22 protein-coding genes and 1 pseudogene are annotated in these 16,344 nt (G+C 57.3%); 14 read left to right on the forward strand and 9 right to left on the reverse strand.

Annotated elements, in window-relative coordinates; genetic code table 11:
- Nucleotides 1-200 precede the first annotated feature (200 nt).
- The 5 genes from BXP70_RS24295 to BXP70_RS24315 all read left to right on the forward strand — a co-directional run bounded on the left by BXP70_RS24295 (nt 201) and on the right by BXP70_RS24315 (nt 6,031).
- Nucleotides 201-650 carry a winged helix-turn-helix transcriptional regulator gene (locus BXP70_RS24295; RefSeq protein WP_086596726.1) on the forward strand — a complete coding sequence of 150 codons (450 nt, stop codon included), beginning with the start codon at nt 201-203 and terminating at the stop codon, nt 648-650.
- Nucleotides 651-1,343: 693 nt separating this feature from the next.
- A complete protein-coding gene (locus BXP70_RS24300; RefSeq protein ID WP_086596727.1) occupies nt 1,344-2,294 on the forward strand; it encodes a LytR/AlgR family response regulator transcription factor in 951 nt (316 codons plus the stop codon).
- A gap of 67 nt (nt 2,295-2,361) precedes the next feature.
- Nucleotides 2,362-4,065 (forward strand): serine hydrolase domain-containing protein, encoded by a 1,704-nt coding sequence (locus BXP70_RS24305; RefSeq protein ID WP_086596728.1) that lies wholly within the window; start codon nt 2,362-2,364, stop codon nt 4,063-4,065.
- 88 nt (nt 4,066-4,153) lie between these two features.
- Nucleotides 4,154-4,960: a hypothetical protein gene (locus tag BXP70_RS24310; protein ID WP_086596729.1), complete on the forward strand. Its 807-nt coding sequence runs from the start codon at nt 4,154-4,156 to the stop codon at nt 4,958-4,960.
- Nucleotides 4,961-4,981: 21 nt separating this feature from the next.
- The gene (locus BXP70_RS24315) at nt 4,982-6,031 is read left to right on the forward strand and encodes a S41 family peptidase (protein ID WP_086596730.1); all 1,050 of its coding nucleotides are present in this window, start codon (nt 4,982-4,984) and stop codon (nt 6,029-6,031) included.
- 76 nt (nt 6,032-6,107) lie between these two features.
- Here the strand turns inward: BXP70_RS24315 and BXP70_RS30855 are convergent, their stop codons facing one another.
- From BXP70_RS30855 to BXP70_RS24330, 5 genes and pseudogenes are all read right to left on the reverse strand, one after another.
- Nucleotides 6,108-6,239, reverse strand: coding sequence for a cupin domain-containing protein (locus tag BXP70_RS30855; protein ID WP_262490767.1), 132 nt, complete (start codon nt 6,237-6,239; stop codon nt 6,108-6,110).
- 49 nt (nt 6,240-6,288) lie between these two features.
- Nucleotides 6,289-6,444 carry a hypothetical protein gene (locus tag BXP70_RS30655; RefSeq protein ID WP_245849737.1) on the reverse strand — a complete coding sequence of 52 codons (156 nt, stop codon included), beginning with the start codon at nt 6,442-6,444 and terminating at the stop codon, nt 6,289-6,291.
- Between the two features lie 88 nt (nt 6,445-6,532).
- A pseudogene (locus tag BXP70_RS31105) lies at nt 6,533-6,694 on the reverse strand (cupin domain-containing protein); the annotation flags it as partial.
- Nucleotides 6,695-6,927: 233 nt separating this feature from the next.
- Nucleotides 6,928-7,434 (reverse strand): GNAT family N-acetyltransferase, encoded by a 507-nt coding sequence (locus BXP70_RS24325; RefSeq protein WP_086596732.1) that lies wholly within the window; start codon nt 7,432-7,434, stop codon nt 6,928-6,930.
- A complete protein-coding gene (locus BXP70_RS24330; RefSeq protein ID WP_218779862.1) occupies nt 7,431-7,868 on the reverse strand; it encodes a MarR family winged helix-turn-helix transcriptional regulator in 438 nt (145 codons plus the stop codon). The genes BXP70_RS24325 and BXP70_RS24330 overlap by 4 nt, the downstream gene beginning before the upstream one ends.
- Nucleotides 7,869-8,359: 491 nt before the next feature.
- Here BXP70_RS24330 and BXP70_RS24335 point away from each other — a divergent pair, with 491 nt between their 5' ends.
- The 6 genes from BXP70_RS24335 to BXP70_RS24360 all read left to right on the forward strand — a co-directional run bounded on the left by BXP70_RS24335 (nt 8,360) and on the right by BXP70_RS24360 (nt 12,680).
- Nucleotides 8,360-8,926, forward strand: coding sequence for an HD domain-containing protein (locus BXP70_RS24335; RefSeq protein ID WP_179197814.1), 567 nt, complete (start codon nt 8,360-8,362; stop codon nt 8,924-8,926).
- A 90-nt stretch (nt 8,927-9,016) separates the two neighbouring features.
- Entirely contained in the window at nt 9,017-9,235 is a 219-nt protein-coding gene (locus BXP70_RS24340) for a hypothetical protein (protein WP_086596734.1), read from the forward strand.
- A 410-nt stretch (nt 9,236-9,645) separates the two neighbouring features.
- Nucleotides 9,646-10,179 (forward strand): YbhB/YbcL family Raf kinase inhibitor-like protein, encoded by a 534-nt coding sequence (locus BXP70_RS24345; protein ID WP_245849738.1) that lies wholly within the window; start codon nt 9,646-9,648, stop codon nt 10,177-10,179.
- 150 nt (nt 10,180-10,329) lie between these two features.
- Nucleotides 10,330-11,256, forward strand: coding sequence for a fumarylacetoacetate hydrolase family protein (locus tag BXP70_RS24350; protein ID WP_086596736.1), 927 nt, complete (start codon nt 10,330-10,332; stop codon nt 11,254-11,256).
- Nucleotides 11,257-11,416: 160 nt separating this feature from the next.
- A complete protein-coding gene (locus BXP70_RS24355; RefSeq protein WP_086596737.1) occupies nt 11,417-12,286 on the forward strand; it encodes a helix-turn-helix transcriptional regulator in 870 nt (289 codons plus the stop codon).
- A 175-nt stretch (nt 12,287-12,461) separates the two neighbouring features.
- Complete coding sequence (locus BXP70_RS24360; RefSeq protein ID WP_179197815.1) at nt 12,462-12,680, forward strand: SDR family NAD(P)-dependent oxidoreductase; 219 nt, start codon at nt 12,462-12,464, stop codon at nt 12,678-12,680.
- Nucleotides 12,681-12,777: 97 nt separating this feature from the next.
- Here BXP70_RS24360 and BXP70_RS29630 read toward each other — a convergent pair whose 3' ends face one another.
- The gene (locus BXP70_RS29630) at nt 12,778-12,999 is read right to left on the reverse strand and encodes a hypothetical protein (RefSeq protein ID WP_143436663.1); all 222 of its coding nucleotides are present in this window, start codon (nt 12,997-12,999) and stop codon (nt 12,778-12,780) included.
- Here BXP70_RS29630 and BXP70_RS24365 point away from each other — a divergent pair.
- Together BXP70_RS24365 and BXP70_RS24370 are read left to right on the forward strand one after the other, a co-directional pair.
- Entirely contained in the window at nt 12,998-13,297 is a 300-nt protein-coding gene (locus BXP70_RS24365) for a hypothetical protein (RefSeq protein ID WP_143436664.1), read from the forward strand. The two genes, BXP70_RS29630 and BXP70_RS24365, sit on opposite strands and share 2 nt — an antisense overlap.
- 9 nt (nt 13,298-13,306) lie before the next feature.
- Nucleotides 13,307-13,510 carry a hypothetical protein gene (locus tag BXP70_RS24370; RefSeq protein WP_086596740.1) on the forward strand — a complete coding sequence of 68 codons (204 nt, stop codon included), beginning with the start codon at nt 13,307-13,309 and terminating at the stop codon, nt 13,508-13,510.
- A 397-nt stretch (nt 13,511-13,907) separates the two neighbouring features.
- Here the strand turns inward: BXP70_RS24370 and BXP70_RS24375 are convergent, their stop codons facing one another.
- The 3 genes from BXP70_RS24375 to BXP70_RS24385 form a co-directional block, all read right to left on the reverse strand.
- Complete coding sequence (locus BXP70_RS24375; protein ID WP_086596741.1) at nt 13,908-14,141, reverse strand: hypothetical protein; 234 nt, start codon at nt 14,139-14,141, stop codon at nt 13,908-13,910.
- Nucleotides 14,142-14,252: 111 nt separating this feature from the next.
- Nucleotides 14,253-14,438 (reverse strand): hypothetical protein, encoded by a 186-nt coding sequence (locus tag BXP70_RS24380; protein WP_086596742.1) that lies wholly within the window; start codon nt 14,436-14,438, stop codon nt 14,253-14,255.
- Between the two features lie 377 nt (nt 14,439-14,815).
- Nucleotides 14,816-15,436 (reverse strand): hypothetical protein, encoded by a 621-nt coding sequence (locus tag BXP70_RS24385; RefSeq protein ID WP_086596743.1) that lies wholly within the window; start codon nt 15,434-15,436, stop codon nt 14,816-14,818.
- 345 nt (nt 15,437-15,781) lie between these two features.
- Between BXP70_RS24385 and BXP70_RS24390 the strand changes: the two genes are divergently transcribed.
- Entirely contained in the window at nt 15,782-16,327 is a 546-nt protein-coding gene (locus BXP70_RS24390) for a hypothetical protein (protein WP_086596744.1), read from the forward strand.
- Nucleotides 16,328-16,344 lie beyond the last annotated feature (17 nt).

Consider the following 16,344-nt stretch of genomic DNA (forward strand, 5'->3'; position numbering starts at 1 on the left):
CATTGATACACTACCAGTCGGGGAGAAATGACGTCCTACTGGTGAGTACAAAGGTGGCGGCAGTATAACGCCAGTAGCAAGTACTGCTAAATTGTTCAGGTACTGATAATTTTATCCCTATACCCCATTAGGAACGGTATAAGGTCAGATGTGTAAATCCCTTTTTATCTTTGGCCCTGCCTTGCGTAAGGCCATATCCTATGTACAAGCACAAACTAGAACGTCCACTCTTATACTGTGGCGTTGGGGTGACGATGGAGATTCTGGGCGGCAAGTGGAAGTCTTGCCTCATTCATAATATTCGGTCGGGTTTGCGGCGGCCCAGTGAGTTGCACCGCATGAATCCTATGGCCACACCCCGCGTGCTGAATCAGCAGCTCAAGGAACTGGAGGACCACGGTATTATTCGCAAAGTAATTTATCCAGTGTTACCGCCTAAAGTAGAATACTTTCTGACTCCTCAGGGTGAAAGCATGCTGCCAATTATTGACGCTATGCAACAGTGGGGCGACACGCATGGTGGCCCCTTTCGCAAGCACGAAGCTTCTCAGCATCAGGGAAGCGAGGAATTGGCTGGTGCTCTCTCGGAAGCCGCTGCGGATGGCCCCACTAAGCAGTTCGTCGTCGCTGACGAGCATACGGGCGCCTGAGTGACGACAAACCTAGCCAATTCGTAGTAAACTGGCCTAATTAAGCTGAAAACAAGAATGTGAAATCATTCGTACTTATGCGCCTTAATCATTCGCTGCAACCTTGTTGCAGATGCCTGCCGCCAAGACAATGATCTTAGTACCACTCTTGATTCTGTCGTGCTGCAAACGGTTGGCAACTGATTTGCCAAACCTTGATACACAACCACATGGGTTAGCCAAGTGGCCCGACGTTATTGGCTTGATAGCAAAAACAGTATAACGTCTTCCTCCACTATAGCTATAAGACAAGGCTGGCTTTTCGTATCCGCCGCTCTCGTCAGCATGACTATGGAATAGAGAAGTAATCGTAAAGGAAATAGTTAAGAAACGCTGGTTTGGGTGAACAAACAGCGTCTATTTAAGAGCACTCGGAATCTACATCAGCGTTGAATAAGAGCAGTTTTGCAGCGGAGTTGTTCAGGGAAACCACCCTTTTCATTGGATAGATTCTGTTAACGTATTCTAGGACTAGACACTACGCCCGTGTATACCCAAATGGACGTTAACGTGAATGAAGATACCCCTCGCTCCTAGCAGCTACTTAGGAAGATTGTTCTTTGCATTTCGACGCGTGCCTTATTAGCAGCCGAGGCTATCATCGTGCCGGTGCCGTCTTTCCAGCAACACGGCAAAGTGGTATGTTTGTCCGCTATGTCGTCGTTGCCTCCCACTGCTCCATCAGTCCTGCTACGCCCTCAGTACCGCGACCAGTGGGTGCAGTTAGTGGGTGTGCCGCTGATCACGGCCTTTGGCTACTACCTGACTTATAACAACATCCACCTAAACTGGATGATGGCCTACGAGTTGGTCAGCGACGCCTGCAAGATCTTTTTGGTGTGGCAGGTCGCACGCCAGGTGGTGCTGGCGCTTGACAAACGTTACGCGTGGCAGCACGGCTTGCTGCGGCGCCTCGCCCTGCAGGTACCCCTGACGTGCCTGGTGGGGGCGGCCACCCTCACGGGACTGGTGCATCTGGAGTATGCATTTCTGCGGGACTATCCCATGGAGCATTACTGGGATTTCGACCTCGTCATTGCCCTGATCTTTCTGCTGCTGTTCAACGTCATTTACACCGGCTTGTACTACTATGACCAGTACCGCCGCAACCGCGCGCTCTACCAACAGAGCGAAGCTGAAAAGCAGGTCTTAGCCGAGCAGATGGCCGGCTGGCACGAGCAAAGCAAGCAGCAACGCACCGGCACCGCCGCGTCGCCGGCGCAACCGGAGCACCTCGTGGTGAAGCTCGGCCGGCGCGAAGTGGTGGTGCCCTACGGGGAGATTCGCTGCTGCTACTCAGCTGGTAAGGAAACCTATCTGCTCACTCTAGATGACAAGCAGTACCTACTAGATTACTCACTAGACCGCCTGAGCGAGCAGCTGCCGTCTGCCTTGTTTTTTCGGGCTAACCGCCAGTTTTTACTCACGGCCAAAGCCGTGGAGCTGGTGCAGCCCGACACGCACGGCAAGCTCGTTGCTCAACTCACCGCGGCCCCGCGTTTGCCCGAACGCATTGTCATCAGCCGCGACCGAGCGCCCGCCTTCCGGCAGTGGCTGCGGGGTCGCCCCGAGCCGGGTGAACCCTACGATTCGTCGCCGAAATAACGGCGGTTCGGTTGCAAAACAGCCTCTTTGCGCTGGAAACGCTGTTCTAGCGCTTTTCCTTTGGGGCATGAAATCGCTCCTACTTTCGGTAGTTAGCAGGCTCGGTGCCCTGCTCGTGGCCCTGCCCCTGGCTATCTCCTGCCCCCCACAGGCCCACGGGCAGACCCTGCCTTTCGCAACCCAACAACAAATTGATTCCGTGTTTGCCCGGTGGAACAATCCCACCTCGCCCGGCGCCGTACTCGGCGTTGTGCACCACGGCCACCTGGTCTACCAACGTGCCTACGGGCAGGCCAACCTTGCCCGCCAAGAGCCGCTAACAACCGCCCACCGCTTCTGGGTGGCTTCCATGGCCAAGCAGTTCACCGCGGCCAGCATCGCTTTGCTGGCCGAACAAGGCAAGCTAGGTCTCGACGATGACATTCGCCGCTACCTGCCCGAGTTGCCCTGGCTAGGCGACACCGTGCGCATCCGCCATCTGGTGCATCACACCAGCGGCCTGCGCGACGGTTTCACCCTGATTGGCCTGACCTTGCGCGGCGAGCGGCATTACACCAACGCGAACGTGCTAGCCATGCTCCGTAAGCAACGCGGGCGCAACTTCCGCCCCGGCGAGCGGCACGAATACAACAACGGCGGCTACGTGCTGCTCGCCGAAATTGTGGCCCGCGTGTCGAGGCAGTCCTTTGCCGCCTTTACCGAGCAGCATATTTTCCGACCCTTGGGCATGACGCACACGCGGTTTGAGGGGCAACTTTCGGCAGCTATTCCGCACCTGGCAACGGGCTACGCGGTCCGTTACCCCCACGGCCAGCCGCGCTACCACGCTGCGCATTTCCGGGGCCACACTGTGGGGTCGTCGGGGCTAGTCACCACGCTGGCTGACCTGGTGCGCTGGGACCAGAACTTCTACCAGAATCAGCTAGGGCAGCGACGGCCGGAGCTGTTGCAGTTGCTGCTCACGCCGGGGCGTCTGACGGATGGTACGTCCACGGGCTACGCTTTTGGGCTGGAGGTCACCCCGTACCGCGGTCAGCCCGCCATCACTCACAACGGCACCGACCCCGGATACCAAGCCGAAATCGTGCGGTTGCCGCGGCAGCAGCTCACCCTGATCTGCCTGGCCAACACCCAGAACCTGTACGGTCTTACGCAGCAGCTCTTCCGCCTGGCCGAGCAGCTCACCCCGGCTGCCTTCGACCCTAGGCCCGCCCCGACCACCCCGGACCGGCCCCGCGCGGACCTGGCCGGCATCTATCTGGAGCCCCGCAGCCTAGCTACCGTGCGTATCCTCACCCTGCGGGACAGCACCTGGCACGCCGCTGCTTCTACACAAGGCTACGCTCGGCCGCTGCGATCTACTGGTCCGGATAACTATGTAAATCAAGGCCTTGGAGAGTACAGCTACGCGTTTGGGCGGGCGGAGAACGGGCCGGTGCAAGAGCTGCGCTACCGCGAGCGTAGCGCCGCCGCGACCTTGCACAAAACGGCCCCAGCAACGTTAACTCCCGCCGAGCTACGTGGCTTTGCGGGGCGCTACTACTCCCCGGAGCTCAACCAGCAGTACCGCCTGACGGTGCGCCGCGGGCAACTCCGGCTGAGCTTGTACCGCCTCGTGCACGTGCCGCTACAACCCCTAGCAGGCAACCGGTTTTTGGCCGACCTGCAAGGGCACAACTGCCTAGCCTTCCAACGCGACCAAGCCGGCACCCTTACCGGCTTCACGTTCCACCGCGAAGCCATCAACGGCCTAATCTTCCGCCGGCGCTAGCTCCTGCTTTCTGCTTATGGCTGGCTGCCTCGGGTGAGGCGGCCTGGCTCCCGCTTGTCTTTTCAATTCTCCCTCAACCTCTTCTGCTATGAAAACTTTTCTCGCGTCGGTGGCCGCTGTGGCCTGGCTGACGCCGGCCAGGGCGCAGTCGCTGCAGCCCGAACGACGGCATGAACTTTGGGCCGGCGGCGGCCCACTGGAACGCGTGATGCTCGATCGTCAAGCCTCCCCGCTGGTGTATCGCGCCAAGGGCTCAGCCTTCCAGCTCACCTACACGCGCCGGGGCACCCGTTCCCGGTTGAGCCTCGACTTACAACCCACCTTTGGGCAGGACCTAGCCAAGCGCTACGGCGTGCGCCGCTACCACAACGGGGTGGGGACCTACGCGATTCAGTCGGCGTACTACGATGCCAGCTTAGCGCTGCGTTACCTGCGGCGCTTGCCAACGGCTAATCCGGCGAAGCTGCGCCTGTTTGCCGGCTTGGGCGTGCAGAACCGCCTGCAGGTGTCGGATGCGGTGGCGAACCTCTACTGGGGCCTGAACGTGGCCGGGCTGTACGCGGAAGGTCGGGCTGAGTACCAGCCGACGCCTGCGCAACAACTCACGGCCGAGCTGAGTGTGCCGGGGCTGGCCGCCGTCACGCGGCATACTTATGCCAACTATCCCAAATCGACGGACGAAAGCAACCTAGGGGCCTTTTTCACGCAAGGCACGCAGTGGGCAAGCCTTGACCAATTCCAGCAGGTGCAGGCAAGCCTGCGCTACCACTATACCCTTTTTCGTCGGCTCCACGTGGGCGTGCGCTACCGCTTTCAGTGGCTGCACTACCCGGCGCCACGTCCTATCCGCGCCTACGACCAGAGCCTGCTTGGGCAGCTCGGCTATCAGTTCTAACCTTCTTATTCTCTTATACCTATGAAACGTTTTCTAAAGCAGTTCTTCCATCAACGGCTGGCGCTGCTGGTCCTGCCACTAGTGGCTACCCTAGGTGCCTGCGAGCAGGAGCTGGTGGGACCCGAAACGCCCAGCACCCCCGAGCAGAACTTTGAGTATCTATGGCAGACCTTCGACCGGCTCTACGGGGCCTTCGAGGTCAAGCGCGTCAACTGGCAAGCCCTGCACGACGAGTACCGCCCGCAGGTCACGCTTGCCACTACCGACCGCGAGCTGGTGGCTATCATGAGCAAACTGCTCGATCACCTCGACGATAACCACATCTTTATCCGGCCCCTGCAAGCCAGCGGCGCCCCCAATTACAATGGCGGCATCCTAGGTAGGCGCTCCTTTGAGGATTATGACAAAGCCGTGGCCGAGCGCTACTTAGTGACGCGCAAAACGTACGGCAACGACATGATCTACGGCTGGCTCACGCCCGAGGTGGGCTACCTGAACCTGCTCGCCTTCGACAACGATTTCGGCTACTATGCCAAGGCGATGGATACGGTGCTGGGCGAGCTGAAGGAGGCAAAAGGCATCGTGGTGGAAATGCGCGAAAACGACGGCGGCGAGGATCGGGTGGCGCAGTACATCGCCAACCGGTTTGCCTCCGCGCGGCATCTCTCGTTCACCAGCCGCGTGCGTAATGGCCCCCGTCACACCGACTTTGGCCCCGAGCTGCGCTTCTACACCGAGCCCCAAGGCAGCTTCCAGTATACAAAGCCAGTCGTCGTGTTGCAGCGGCGCGCCACCTTTAGCTCAGGCGAAACCTTTGTGCTGGCTATGAAGCAAAATCAGAACGTTGTGACGGTAGGCGACAGCACCGGCGGCGGCTTCTCCGACGCCGTGCGCCATGAGTTGCCCAACGGCTGGAACATCCGTGTGCCCATCGCCGACGTACGCGCCGCCGACGGTAAAAGCTACGAGAGCATCGGCCTAGCGCCCGACCGATTGGTGAAGAACACCCAACAGGCGCTCGCAAGCGGCCACGATCAAGCGTTGGAAACAGCGTTGCAGTTGCTCCCCTAGCCTATGGTGTAATGCAATGGCTGCGGGCCGCTTTCCACGATTCCGAAGGCTAGTGCCAAATGAGATGAGTGTTCCATCAGCAGTAGGCTTTCTGAATGCCCACGTTCGGCAGAAAGGTGCCTTCGATCAGATCGTAGCGGCCGGCCGTGTCCTGATGGTCAGTGAGTAGTTGCAGATGAGTGCCTAAAAGCCAAAAAGCCTGTTGCATGAGGGAGTTACTAAAAGAAATAAAGGATTGAAACTGGCGGCTGTTGGCTTTAGGCAGCCTTGGCGGTGAGGTTACCCCACCACTTCGCTACCCCCATTAGGAAGCCGGGCACGCCCAGCACTTCGTCGCCGACGGCGGCCATGGCCTGGGCGGCTTTTACCAGGCCGGGAGCGCCGGCGGGCTTGCTGCCCACTTCGGCCGGCACGCCTAGGGTCTTGATGAGGTGGGCAAAGCCGCTGGGCGAGGCAATGGTTAGGGCGCGAGCCGTACCGGCCGAAGAGGACTACCCGGTGCGCCACGCCGGGCGGCACCACGGCCTTCTCCCCTGCCCGCAGCACCGTGGCCCGGCCTTTGGTGAGTACCGTTAGCTCGCCGCTAAGCACATAGATCTCCTCGGCGTAGGCCTGGTGCACGTGCCAAGGAGTAGCCGAGCCGGCCGCAAATTCCCCTTCAATGAGGTCGTATAAGCCATAGCACTTGGCAGGGGCTAGCGAGCAGCAGTGAGCCGGGGCCCGCCAGCAACGTGTCCGCTTCCAGGTGCAGACGCTGCACGCCCTACGTAGCTAGGCCAATGGAGTAGGCCTCGTGAAAATGAGGCGGTAGCGCCTGCGTAATGCCCGCCGACTGCACGAACTCCAGCCCATCGAAGGCCGCAAGATGCCAGGTTTTCAGCATGAAAAGACCCGCGTCAGGCGGGTAATAGTAAGTCGTAGCGCTGCTCGACGAGTTCTTTGTCAAAGGCCACGGAGTTCTTTTCCTCGGTTAGCTGAAAGCCAAAGCGGGTGTACAAGGCAATGGCCGCCGTCTGCTCCTGCGTGGTCCAGAGGTAAGCCCGGTGGTACTGTTTTTTGTGCATGAACGCGAGGAATTCCTGCATCAATTTCTTGCCGAGGCCGAGGCCCCGGTAGTCGGGTTGGAAAATGAAATAGCGCAGCTGCAACGCGTCGACCCGGTGAAAGCCCAGCAGGAAGCCCACCATTTTATCGTCGTGCTCGCAAATCCAGACGGCGTCCTTTGCTGGGTCGTACTGCTCGGCAAATTCCTGCAAGCCAGCTAGTACATACCCTTCGAAATGAAGACCATACCCACATTCGCGGGCGTAGAGCTGGCCGTGCAGATGCGCGATGTAACCGAGGTCGCCGGGCCGGAGCTCGCGGCGTATCCGAACGTCGGGTAGCGTGCGGGAGGTGATCATGGGGTTGGGCGTAAAATGGTTGTAATAGCCTGCATGTGCCGCACCAGTTCTTGGTGCTGGGCAGGGGGTAGCGTGCGAAGCAGGGCGCTGATTTGCTCGTCCGAGGCTTGGTTCAGGGTCGTGAAGACGGCCTGGCCTGCGAGTGTCAAAGACAGCAGCGTGGTGCGTGCATCGCGCGCCGAACTCTGCTTGTGAATCAGCTTATCGTTTTCCAGCTTCTTCAACACCCGGCTCAAGTAGCTCTTGTCGATGTGCATGGTCGCCATGACTTGCGAAGCGCTGATGGGTTGGCCGGCTTGTATTTCATAGAGAATGCGCGCTTCAGCCAGCGAATAATCACTGTTGAGCAAGTGCTTGTCTAGCAAACCAATGAGGTCGGTGTAAAACCGGTTAAAGGCTCTAATCTGCGCAATGGCGTGGGCGGTTTCAATCACGATGCTTCACCGGTAAGACTTTCGACTAAGTATACGGCAAAGGTAAATAAATAGTTGACTTAGTCAACTATTTTATGAAGTAACTCAGCTAGCTTGTTGCTACAAAACACAGCAGGCAGCGAAGGTCCGACAGCACAGATAGAGATTGGATGAGCAAGTGACCCTTGCTGGTCAATGGGCACAGCCTCCCGCAAGTGCTAGCACGAGCAGATGCGGGCCGACCTGCTGGCCTTAGGCAGTTGATGCAAGGCCTTGTTAACTTCGTAGTCGAAGAAACCATACTTGTACCTCGCCGTGCAGGGCGCTCCCACTAGGTAGGCCTTATGGTTATAGCTGATTTTGCTATTGAGAAACCGACCTGCTGCCTTCATTTTACGAAAGCTAATCCTATAGAAATTCGTAGTTAGCGGATGCCATACGCATACTCGATACTATCCTATAAGGCCATCTTTCAGACCTTTGGCGTCCAAGTAATCCCTACCCTGCTAACCATGCATTACAAGGACACGCTCTATGGCTCCTTAGAACTGCCCGCGGCAGTTACGAACCTGTTGCATACGGTCCCTATTCAGCGACTGCGCGGCATTCACCAGGGCGGGGCCATCGTGCTGGCTAACCCTGCTATTAGTCATACGCGCTTCGACCATTCCGTCGGCGTGATGCTACTCATTCGGCACCTAGGGGGTAGTTTACGCGAGCAGTTGGCGGGCTTGCTGCACGACGTGTCGCATACGGCTTTCTCGCACCTGATTGACTATGTGTTGGATATGGCTGGGGAAGACTACCACGAGCAGCGCTACGAAGCGGTGCTGACGCACCCTGAGATTCGGGTAGCACTGGCCCGCCACCACTTTCACTACCTGGATTTTCTCGACCTCGACCAGTATGCCCTACTTGAGCAACCCCTGCCCAACCTAGCCGCCGATCGGATTGATTACACCCTGCGCGACTTGCGCCAGCTAGGTGTGCTATCCGCCGACGACAGCACGTGGTTTCTGCAGGGCTTACGCGTGCACGAGGGCCGCATCGTCGTCAATAGCGTGGAGCACGCTCGCTAATTTAGCCAGCAGTACGCTTACCTCACCCAGCACTATTTTGCGGGCGCGCAAAGCCAATCGGCCAACTGTTTTCTACGCGGGCTCATCCAGTTGTATTATAAAACCGGTCAACTAACGCTGGACGATTTTCATCAGGACGATGCGCATCTGCTACGCCGGCTGCACGCTCTCAGCGGGCGCCCAGTGGCCGACCAGTACGCCGCTTGGATACTGGCCCAGCCACCTGGCTCGCCCATCGCCATGAAGCCGCGGCGCGTGGACCCGAAAATTCTACTTGGTAAGCAGGTAATTCGTTTATCGGAACTATAGAGAACCTAGGGTCGCGATGAGCGAGCATACCACAGGACCTACGTAGTTTTTGCTGAGTGAGTATTGGCTCAAAATGTCCGACTATTGACCTTTGGAGCCAGAGAAGACTTGGCCTTACGGGCTGATACGCTGCACCAGCAGGAACGAATTGCCTATCTGCTGGCGCAAAAGCCAGCAGTACTGCCCTAGGACACCGCTCGACTAGACTTGTGCAGAGGGAGCTATAAAGTCAGCAACCTTCCTCTACGCCTGTTTCGAGCCGAGCATTTCGTTCGAAACAGCAAGCAATACGATTGAACTTTTAGCAACATTTTTTGATCCTTTTGCGACAATTATCCCTCATGGGGCCCGGTACTTTTGTGCTGTTCTAACACACTTCATTAACAGTACTAAACCAACCCATGAAGAACATGGCAGCAACTCTGGCCGCATCTGCTCTGCTGAGCACCAGCGCCTTGGCGCAAACTTTCACCCTAAAAAGCCCGGAGCTAGGTGGGCAGCTCACCAACAAGCAATTCTTAAATGGCATGGGCTTTACGGGCGAGAACCAATCGCCGGCCCTGACGTGGGAGCACGCCCCCGCCGGCACGCAAAGCTTCGCCGTTACCATTCACGACCTCGATGCGCCCACGGGCAGTGGATTCTGGCACTGGGTAGTGTTTAATATCCCCGCTAGCGTCATGGAATTGAAGTCGGGTGCCGGTGACCTAAGCAAGAACCTGACGCCCGCCGGGGCCGTGCAGAGCAACACCGACTTCGGCCAGCCTGGTTACGTGGGGGCGGCTCCCACGCCCGGCCCCGCTCACCGTTACTTGATTACGGTGCTAGCATTGAGCAAAAAGCTGGACCTAGATAAGAACGCCACCCCGGCCTACGTCGCCTTCAACTGCAACAGCCTCACGCTGGGCAAAGCCTCCCTACTCGTCTACGGGCAAAAGAAATAGTTAGCGGCCGCTTACCTGGACGGCTCAGCGCAAGGCAGGTTTGACAAAACGACTTGCGGTGCCTCTACTACTTCCACTGGATTAGGTGGGAGTAGTAGAGGCACCGCAAGCCCGGCCACGGCTCTTGGGCCTTTTTCTATCGGTTTACGCATGCCATCTTTTCATTCCTTGAACGTGGACCAGCACGCAGCAACTTCCTCTTTTAAACTCTTCCGGTTTGGCCCCGTGGGCCGCGAAAAGCCCGCCGTCGAATACCCCGATGGCACGCGCCTAGAGGTAACCGCCTTTGGCAGCGATTACAACGAGGCCTTTTTTGCCACCAATGGCTTGCCGCGCCTACGCGCTTGGCTGCTGACGCACGCGGCCACCTGCCCGCCCGTAGCTCCCACGGAGCGCTTCGGCCCCTGCGTAGCCCGGCCTTCCAAAATAGTGGGGGTAGGGCTCAATTACCACACCCACGTGCAGGAAGCGCAGGTAGCGGTTCCGGCCGAGCCCGTGCTCTTCCTGAAGGCGACCAGCGCCCTCGCTGGGCCGTTTGATGCGATTCCGATGCCGGAGGGTTCCACGAAGCTAGATTGGGAAGTGGAATTGGCCGTCCTTATTGGCAAGGAAGCCTCGTTGGTTACCGAAGCCGAGGCCCCGAACTACATTATGGGTTATGCACTGGCCAACGACGTCAGCGAGCGGACTTACCAGCTGGAAGGCACCGGGGAATGGACTAAGGGCAAGAGCTTCGACGGCTTTGGCCCCCTAGGCCCCTACCTCGTACCAGCTGACCAAATCGCTGACCCGCAAAGCCTAGCGCTACGCCTGACGGTGAATGGGCAGGAGCGGCAGGCCGCTAACACCGCGGAAATGGTTTTCGGCATCAACCACTTAGTCAGCTATGTAAGCCGCTACATGACGTTGCTACCCGGCGACATCCTCCTAACGGGCACACCGGGTGGCGTGGGACTCGGCTATACGCCACCTGTCTTTCTCGCAACCGGCGATACCGTCGAGCTGACCGGCGAGGGTCTAGGCACACAGCGCCAGCTCGTGGTGCCCTACTTGGAGCGCAAGCGGGCGCTAGCCTAAGAAAGAATCCGTGCTTCAAGCAGCGAGCTAGCCACAGGCTCTTGTAACAGCGCTTAACGCTGTGGCTGGGTTTGCCAGTGAGTGAATAAGAATAGTCGGTAGATTTCCCAGGAAAAGAGCCAATAGAGCCGGCCCCCTTAGTCAATTACCTTTTGCCCCGATGAGACAGGTTTTGCTGCCCGATGATTTAATGCCCCGCACGGGGGCGGCCTACCCGGCGACGTACCTCGTGCCGTACAATACCGCGTCGAATAGTGAGCGCACCAAAATCACATTGCGTTATCACCTATTCAGCTTTTTAGTGGAAGGCGAGAAAGTAGTGACGTACCCGACGGTGACGGCGCGCATCGTGCCCGGGCAGTTTCTGCTCTTGCCGGCGGGCAACTGCCTCATGAGCGAAAAGCTCGCGGGCCCAACCCACGCCTATCAAAGCATGCTACTGTTTTTCTCGAATGAGGCCCTCACGGCTTTTTTTCAGAAGCACCCCGACCTGGGCATGGGAGTAGGCACTGAACGGGTGGCCCCTCCTTTTCACGTGTTCGAGGCCGACGAGTTTTTAACCAACTTCGTGCGCTCATTAAGCCTGCTGGCCAGTTCGGGCGCCGAGCTCACCGCTAGCATTCAGCAGCTGAAGCTGGAAGAACTGCTGCTGTACGTGAGCCGCCAGCAGCCGGGCGCCTTGCACGCCCTGCTTGCCAGCGCCAGCGAAACGGCCGAAAATCAACGCATCCGCGCCGTGATGGCCGCCGACCTACCGGTACACATTACCGTGGAGGACCTCGCCTTTCTGTGTCACACCAGCCTTTCCACCTTTAAGCGGCGGTTTGCGCGACTCTACGGCACCCCACCCAATAAATGGCTCACCCGCCAGCGCCTAGCCATGGCCGCACAGTTGCTACGGCAGGGCACGCTTAAAACCAGCGACATCTACGACCAGGTGGGCTACGAAAACGTGTCGAGCTTCATCCAATCCTTCAAGCAAGCCTACGGGATAACCCCCAAGCAATTTCAGATGCAGCAGACCTCCTAGAACCTGTTTGGCGGGTGCGTAGGCAGAAGCGTACAGGGGGGGACCACGCGCTACCATGAAATAACGGTGTTTTCCAGGACGCAGCCGTTGCTTTGTGCTAGGTATGTACAAAGCGCCGTACGCTGGGACTTACAACCTGTCAGCACGTTTACTAAAACTCAACCTCAGAAAATGTATGGCGCGTTCCGCTAATAAGGTAGTCGTCATCACCGGCGGGAATCGTGGCATCGGCTTGGCCGCAGCAAAGTGCTTCGCGGCGGAAGGGGCCTCGGTAATCATTGCTGGCCGCAGCGCTGAGAAACTTGCCAAGGCAGCTCAGGCATTCGCCGGCGTGGTTGACGTGGTACGTGCTGATGTTGCGCACCTAGATGAGTTAGATACCCTGTTCACCTAGGTGCGCGAGTGGTCTTTATTCGCGTGCTTTCCGCTATAGCCCAGTTTTCTACTGATGTTTGCTGGGGACTGCACCGATGAGAAATGAAGTGTTGCTTCTAGTGGTGATCACCCTTGTGGTCGGCGTAGGCTACTACCTGTATCAGCGCCCGCAGTGCGCTACAACATTGAGCGCGCCGCAAGTCGCTTCCCTGCGCCAGCACTATACACCCGAAGAACTGACGTACTTTGCCCAAGTTGCCTTTGGCAATGACTTGGGTACGTTGCCAGCCACGATCTACAAGTGGAACCGTCCCCGCCCGCGTGCAGGTGCGCCTCATGAGTGCCTGTACCGCGGCCGTGCAGGCGGAAGTAGCGCACGTGCTGGGCGAGCTCAATGCCATTAGCCGCTCCACGCAGTTTGTGCTCGGCGACCAAGCAGAGCCTGACCTGAAGATCTATTTGGTACCTAAAAAAGAAATGGGGCGCTTATTTCACGGGGCCCAGGAAGGTTCCAACGGCATGTTCGGCTTTGAGACGAGTGCGTGCGGGGAGAGCCTAAGTACCACGGTGGCCGTGTCGACGGGGGTGGAGCTACCGGGCTGGAAAGAATCGATCATTCGCGAGGAGATTGCCTAAAGCATCGGCTTGCCCAAGGATACGAACTGCTACACCAAAAGCGTGTTCTCCTCCAACCGGCAAATTGTGCTGCCGGATACCGAGCATACCAAGGAGCTGTTCGCCACCGAGTCTTTGCCCATTGATTGGAAGCTGATCGATCTACTCTACAACTCGGGGATTCCTGTCAATACGACCTTGGCGGATTTCACAGCCCAGGTGTTGGCCAAGTAACGAGTGCTCAGTTGACCCAGAGAACGTCCCGTGCGGGCAGCGCTGCCAGGTGCCAAGTAGTTTTTCCGATGGACAAAGGCTATAACGTTTCTAAACGTCGGTGGCTGTTGCAGAACTCATCCCCCATCAAGCCACCAGCGCAGACTAGCTGCTTTGCCTAGGTAAAAAGGCGTTCAAACGTCCTTTTTACCTTGATTTAGCGCATAGCGCCTGTGCTTGGGGTGGCGCGTCGAGTGCTGCAACCGCCACGTGCGTTTACGAAATGCCACACGCCCTGCCCCATCGATTTGCCCTTCTGAACCGGTCCGGCAAGCACACCAAAAAAGCCCCCACCGGGAAGGGTCGGGGCTGACACAGGGGGAACACAAAGCGTGATCGCTTCCGGTAAGCGTTACGCTTAACTTACCACGCCCAAGTACTTAATCAGGTCGGCATAGGCACGCTTGGCACTGGCCTCGTCCGGGTACGTAAATTTTGTTTCCACGGAGTAGGTGTGTGCGATGATAACGACATGCTCGTACCCATCACGCGTCTGGCGGTCTACGGCTCGTTTGATGCTCACCACATTGTCCAGATTAATGACGTGTTGGTTTTGGGGGTTTTGCGGGTCGTTGATGGAAATAAAAGCCATGAGGGAAAGGGGGTTAGGTGGCGGGAGCCAACCAGTTGCCTAGCGTATAAATCCGCCTGCTTGAAAGACCTAGCGCTTACCGAGCCGCTTTGCGCGGCTAGCGGGTAAGGCCTACTCCTGCGGCCGCTTTTGCTTTTTAATAGCTGCCCGCACGGCGAAGAAGAAGCACAGGCCAGCCATCACTGCCCCAGCCAAGAGCAGCGTGGAACTGGAGGAGTGCGTGGGGGGAGTGGAGACCTTCTGCGCCAGGGCAGGGGCGGCGGCCGGGAATAGGCTACTGAGTACAAGTGCTTTCATGCCGGCTAATATAGGGAACAAGAGCAGGACAATGGCCTCAAGTAGGCGGTGAAAGATAGACTACCCGCCGTGGCGACGCGAGACCTGCGCGTTGCGTAGCGGCCGAGCTTCCAATAGCTTACTTGTTAGGCCTCCAAAAAACGCTCGTTTTTTGGAGGGTTTGCATCCCACGAAAACGGCCCAGAAACGCAGATCTTTCGGGTTGTTTTGGTGCACCGTTTTTGGAGGGCAAGACGGCCTTCAAGTGTCCAAAACAAGGCATGAAAAAGGCTCCGAAAAACCATGTTTCCGGAGCCTTTGGACTAGGTAGTAGAAGTGTCCAGGAATCAAGTAAATGGTTAGTAACCAACGATAACCAGCTAATACCTCACTCAGTTCTACTGTGTTTGAACCTGCGTGTAGTGGTTGTATTCCGTGATAATGTTAATCAAGTCGGCATATTTGTAGCCCTTCTGCTGCTGGCTGACCTTCTGCGCTAAGGCAGTGTCCTCTTTCACGTAGGCACTGACTTGCTCGCTAAAGGTTTTCTTGTCTACGCCGATCAGTTTCCCATCCCGGCGTAAGTACCACTGGGCAAGAACATGCTTGGCTTTCACCAGGGCCACTTGCGGGTCGGCAAACACGAAGACCTCTACCGGGCCCTTGACGACGCGTGGGACGAGTGCCTGGGGAATTTCGCCCATCGCCTGCAAGGTTTCATAATAGCGCCCCCGCTGAACCATTGATTTCACCTCACTCAGTGGAAGTGTGTAAATGGGAGGACGATAAGGACGTACCTCGGGGTTGCGGGTGCAATAGTGGATTGCCTGTACAAGGCCGTATTCTCCCACATTGAAGTAGCCCTTCATGACTTCCTCTCCTTTCACCAAAGTGACTTCGCTCCAGGCAAAGCCGCTTTGTGGGCTAGTATCGACAGGTGGTGCATTGTCTGTTTGAGCCTGGAGCGGTTCTGAAAGGCCCACTAGCAGACTCATGAGCAAACCGAAGAAAAAACGCATACGGAACGACTACGATCTTGTGTGCTCTAAAAATACAGGTGAGGAGCGTGCACTGCTATCCTGGAGCAAACCATTTATTCTTTAGCAGCAGTACCGCACGAAAACTAAACGGTTTCTACGTACTCTCAGCGCACGCGAATACAGGCTGCAAACGCGGTTTTTGCGCCCCATTTTACCACCTGTTTTATGCACGGCGTTATTACCAGATAGGGTACAATTTTCAGTTTGAAGATTTTACCCCGTTTATGTAACAACTTTCCTTCGCTACTCCTGATGCGTCTATAGTGAGCATACAAACTGGAAAGACAAACTTTGTGATCCGCAAATCGAGGATTGCGGAAAGCTATGCGGAAGTTCAACGGATTGCGGCCACAGGACATTGTCCTGCTCTTAAAGCTAGCTGCGCATGGGGCGCGACACCATTGGCAAAGCAAGGAATTAGCCAACTCGTTGGATCTAAGCACGTCGGAGGTTTCTGACTCGCTAGCCCGCTGTCGCTACAGTCGATTATTAACTGCTGACCCGCAACGGTTAGCGGTGCATAATCAAGCCTTGCGCGACTTACTCGTGCACGGTCTACCCTACATCTTCGCCGTGCATCCTGGCCCTTTGGCTCGTGGGCTAGTCACGGGGGCCAGCGCTCCACCTCTCAGCGATACCTTTGGCATCGAACCAGCTTACGTATGGCCCGATGCCGAGGGAGAAACATGGGGAACCAGCATCGAACCCTTGTATGCTGGCGTACCCGCTGCTGCCCAGCGCGATGAGCGGTTACACGGGCTATTAGCGCTCGAAGATGCTCTACGGCTAGGCCGTCCGCGCGAGCGAGCCATAGCGAGCAAGTTACTCAACGAGTATCTCCCGACCGCCGCTTCTTACCATACAGAATAAGTCGCGTAATCTACCGC

Source organism: Hymenobacter crusticola (genome assembly GCF_002154225.1).
Classification (GTDB): Bacteria; Bacteroidota; Bacteroidia; order Cytophagales; family Hymenobacteraceae; genus Hymenobacter; species Hymenobacter crusticola.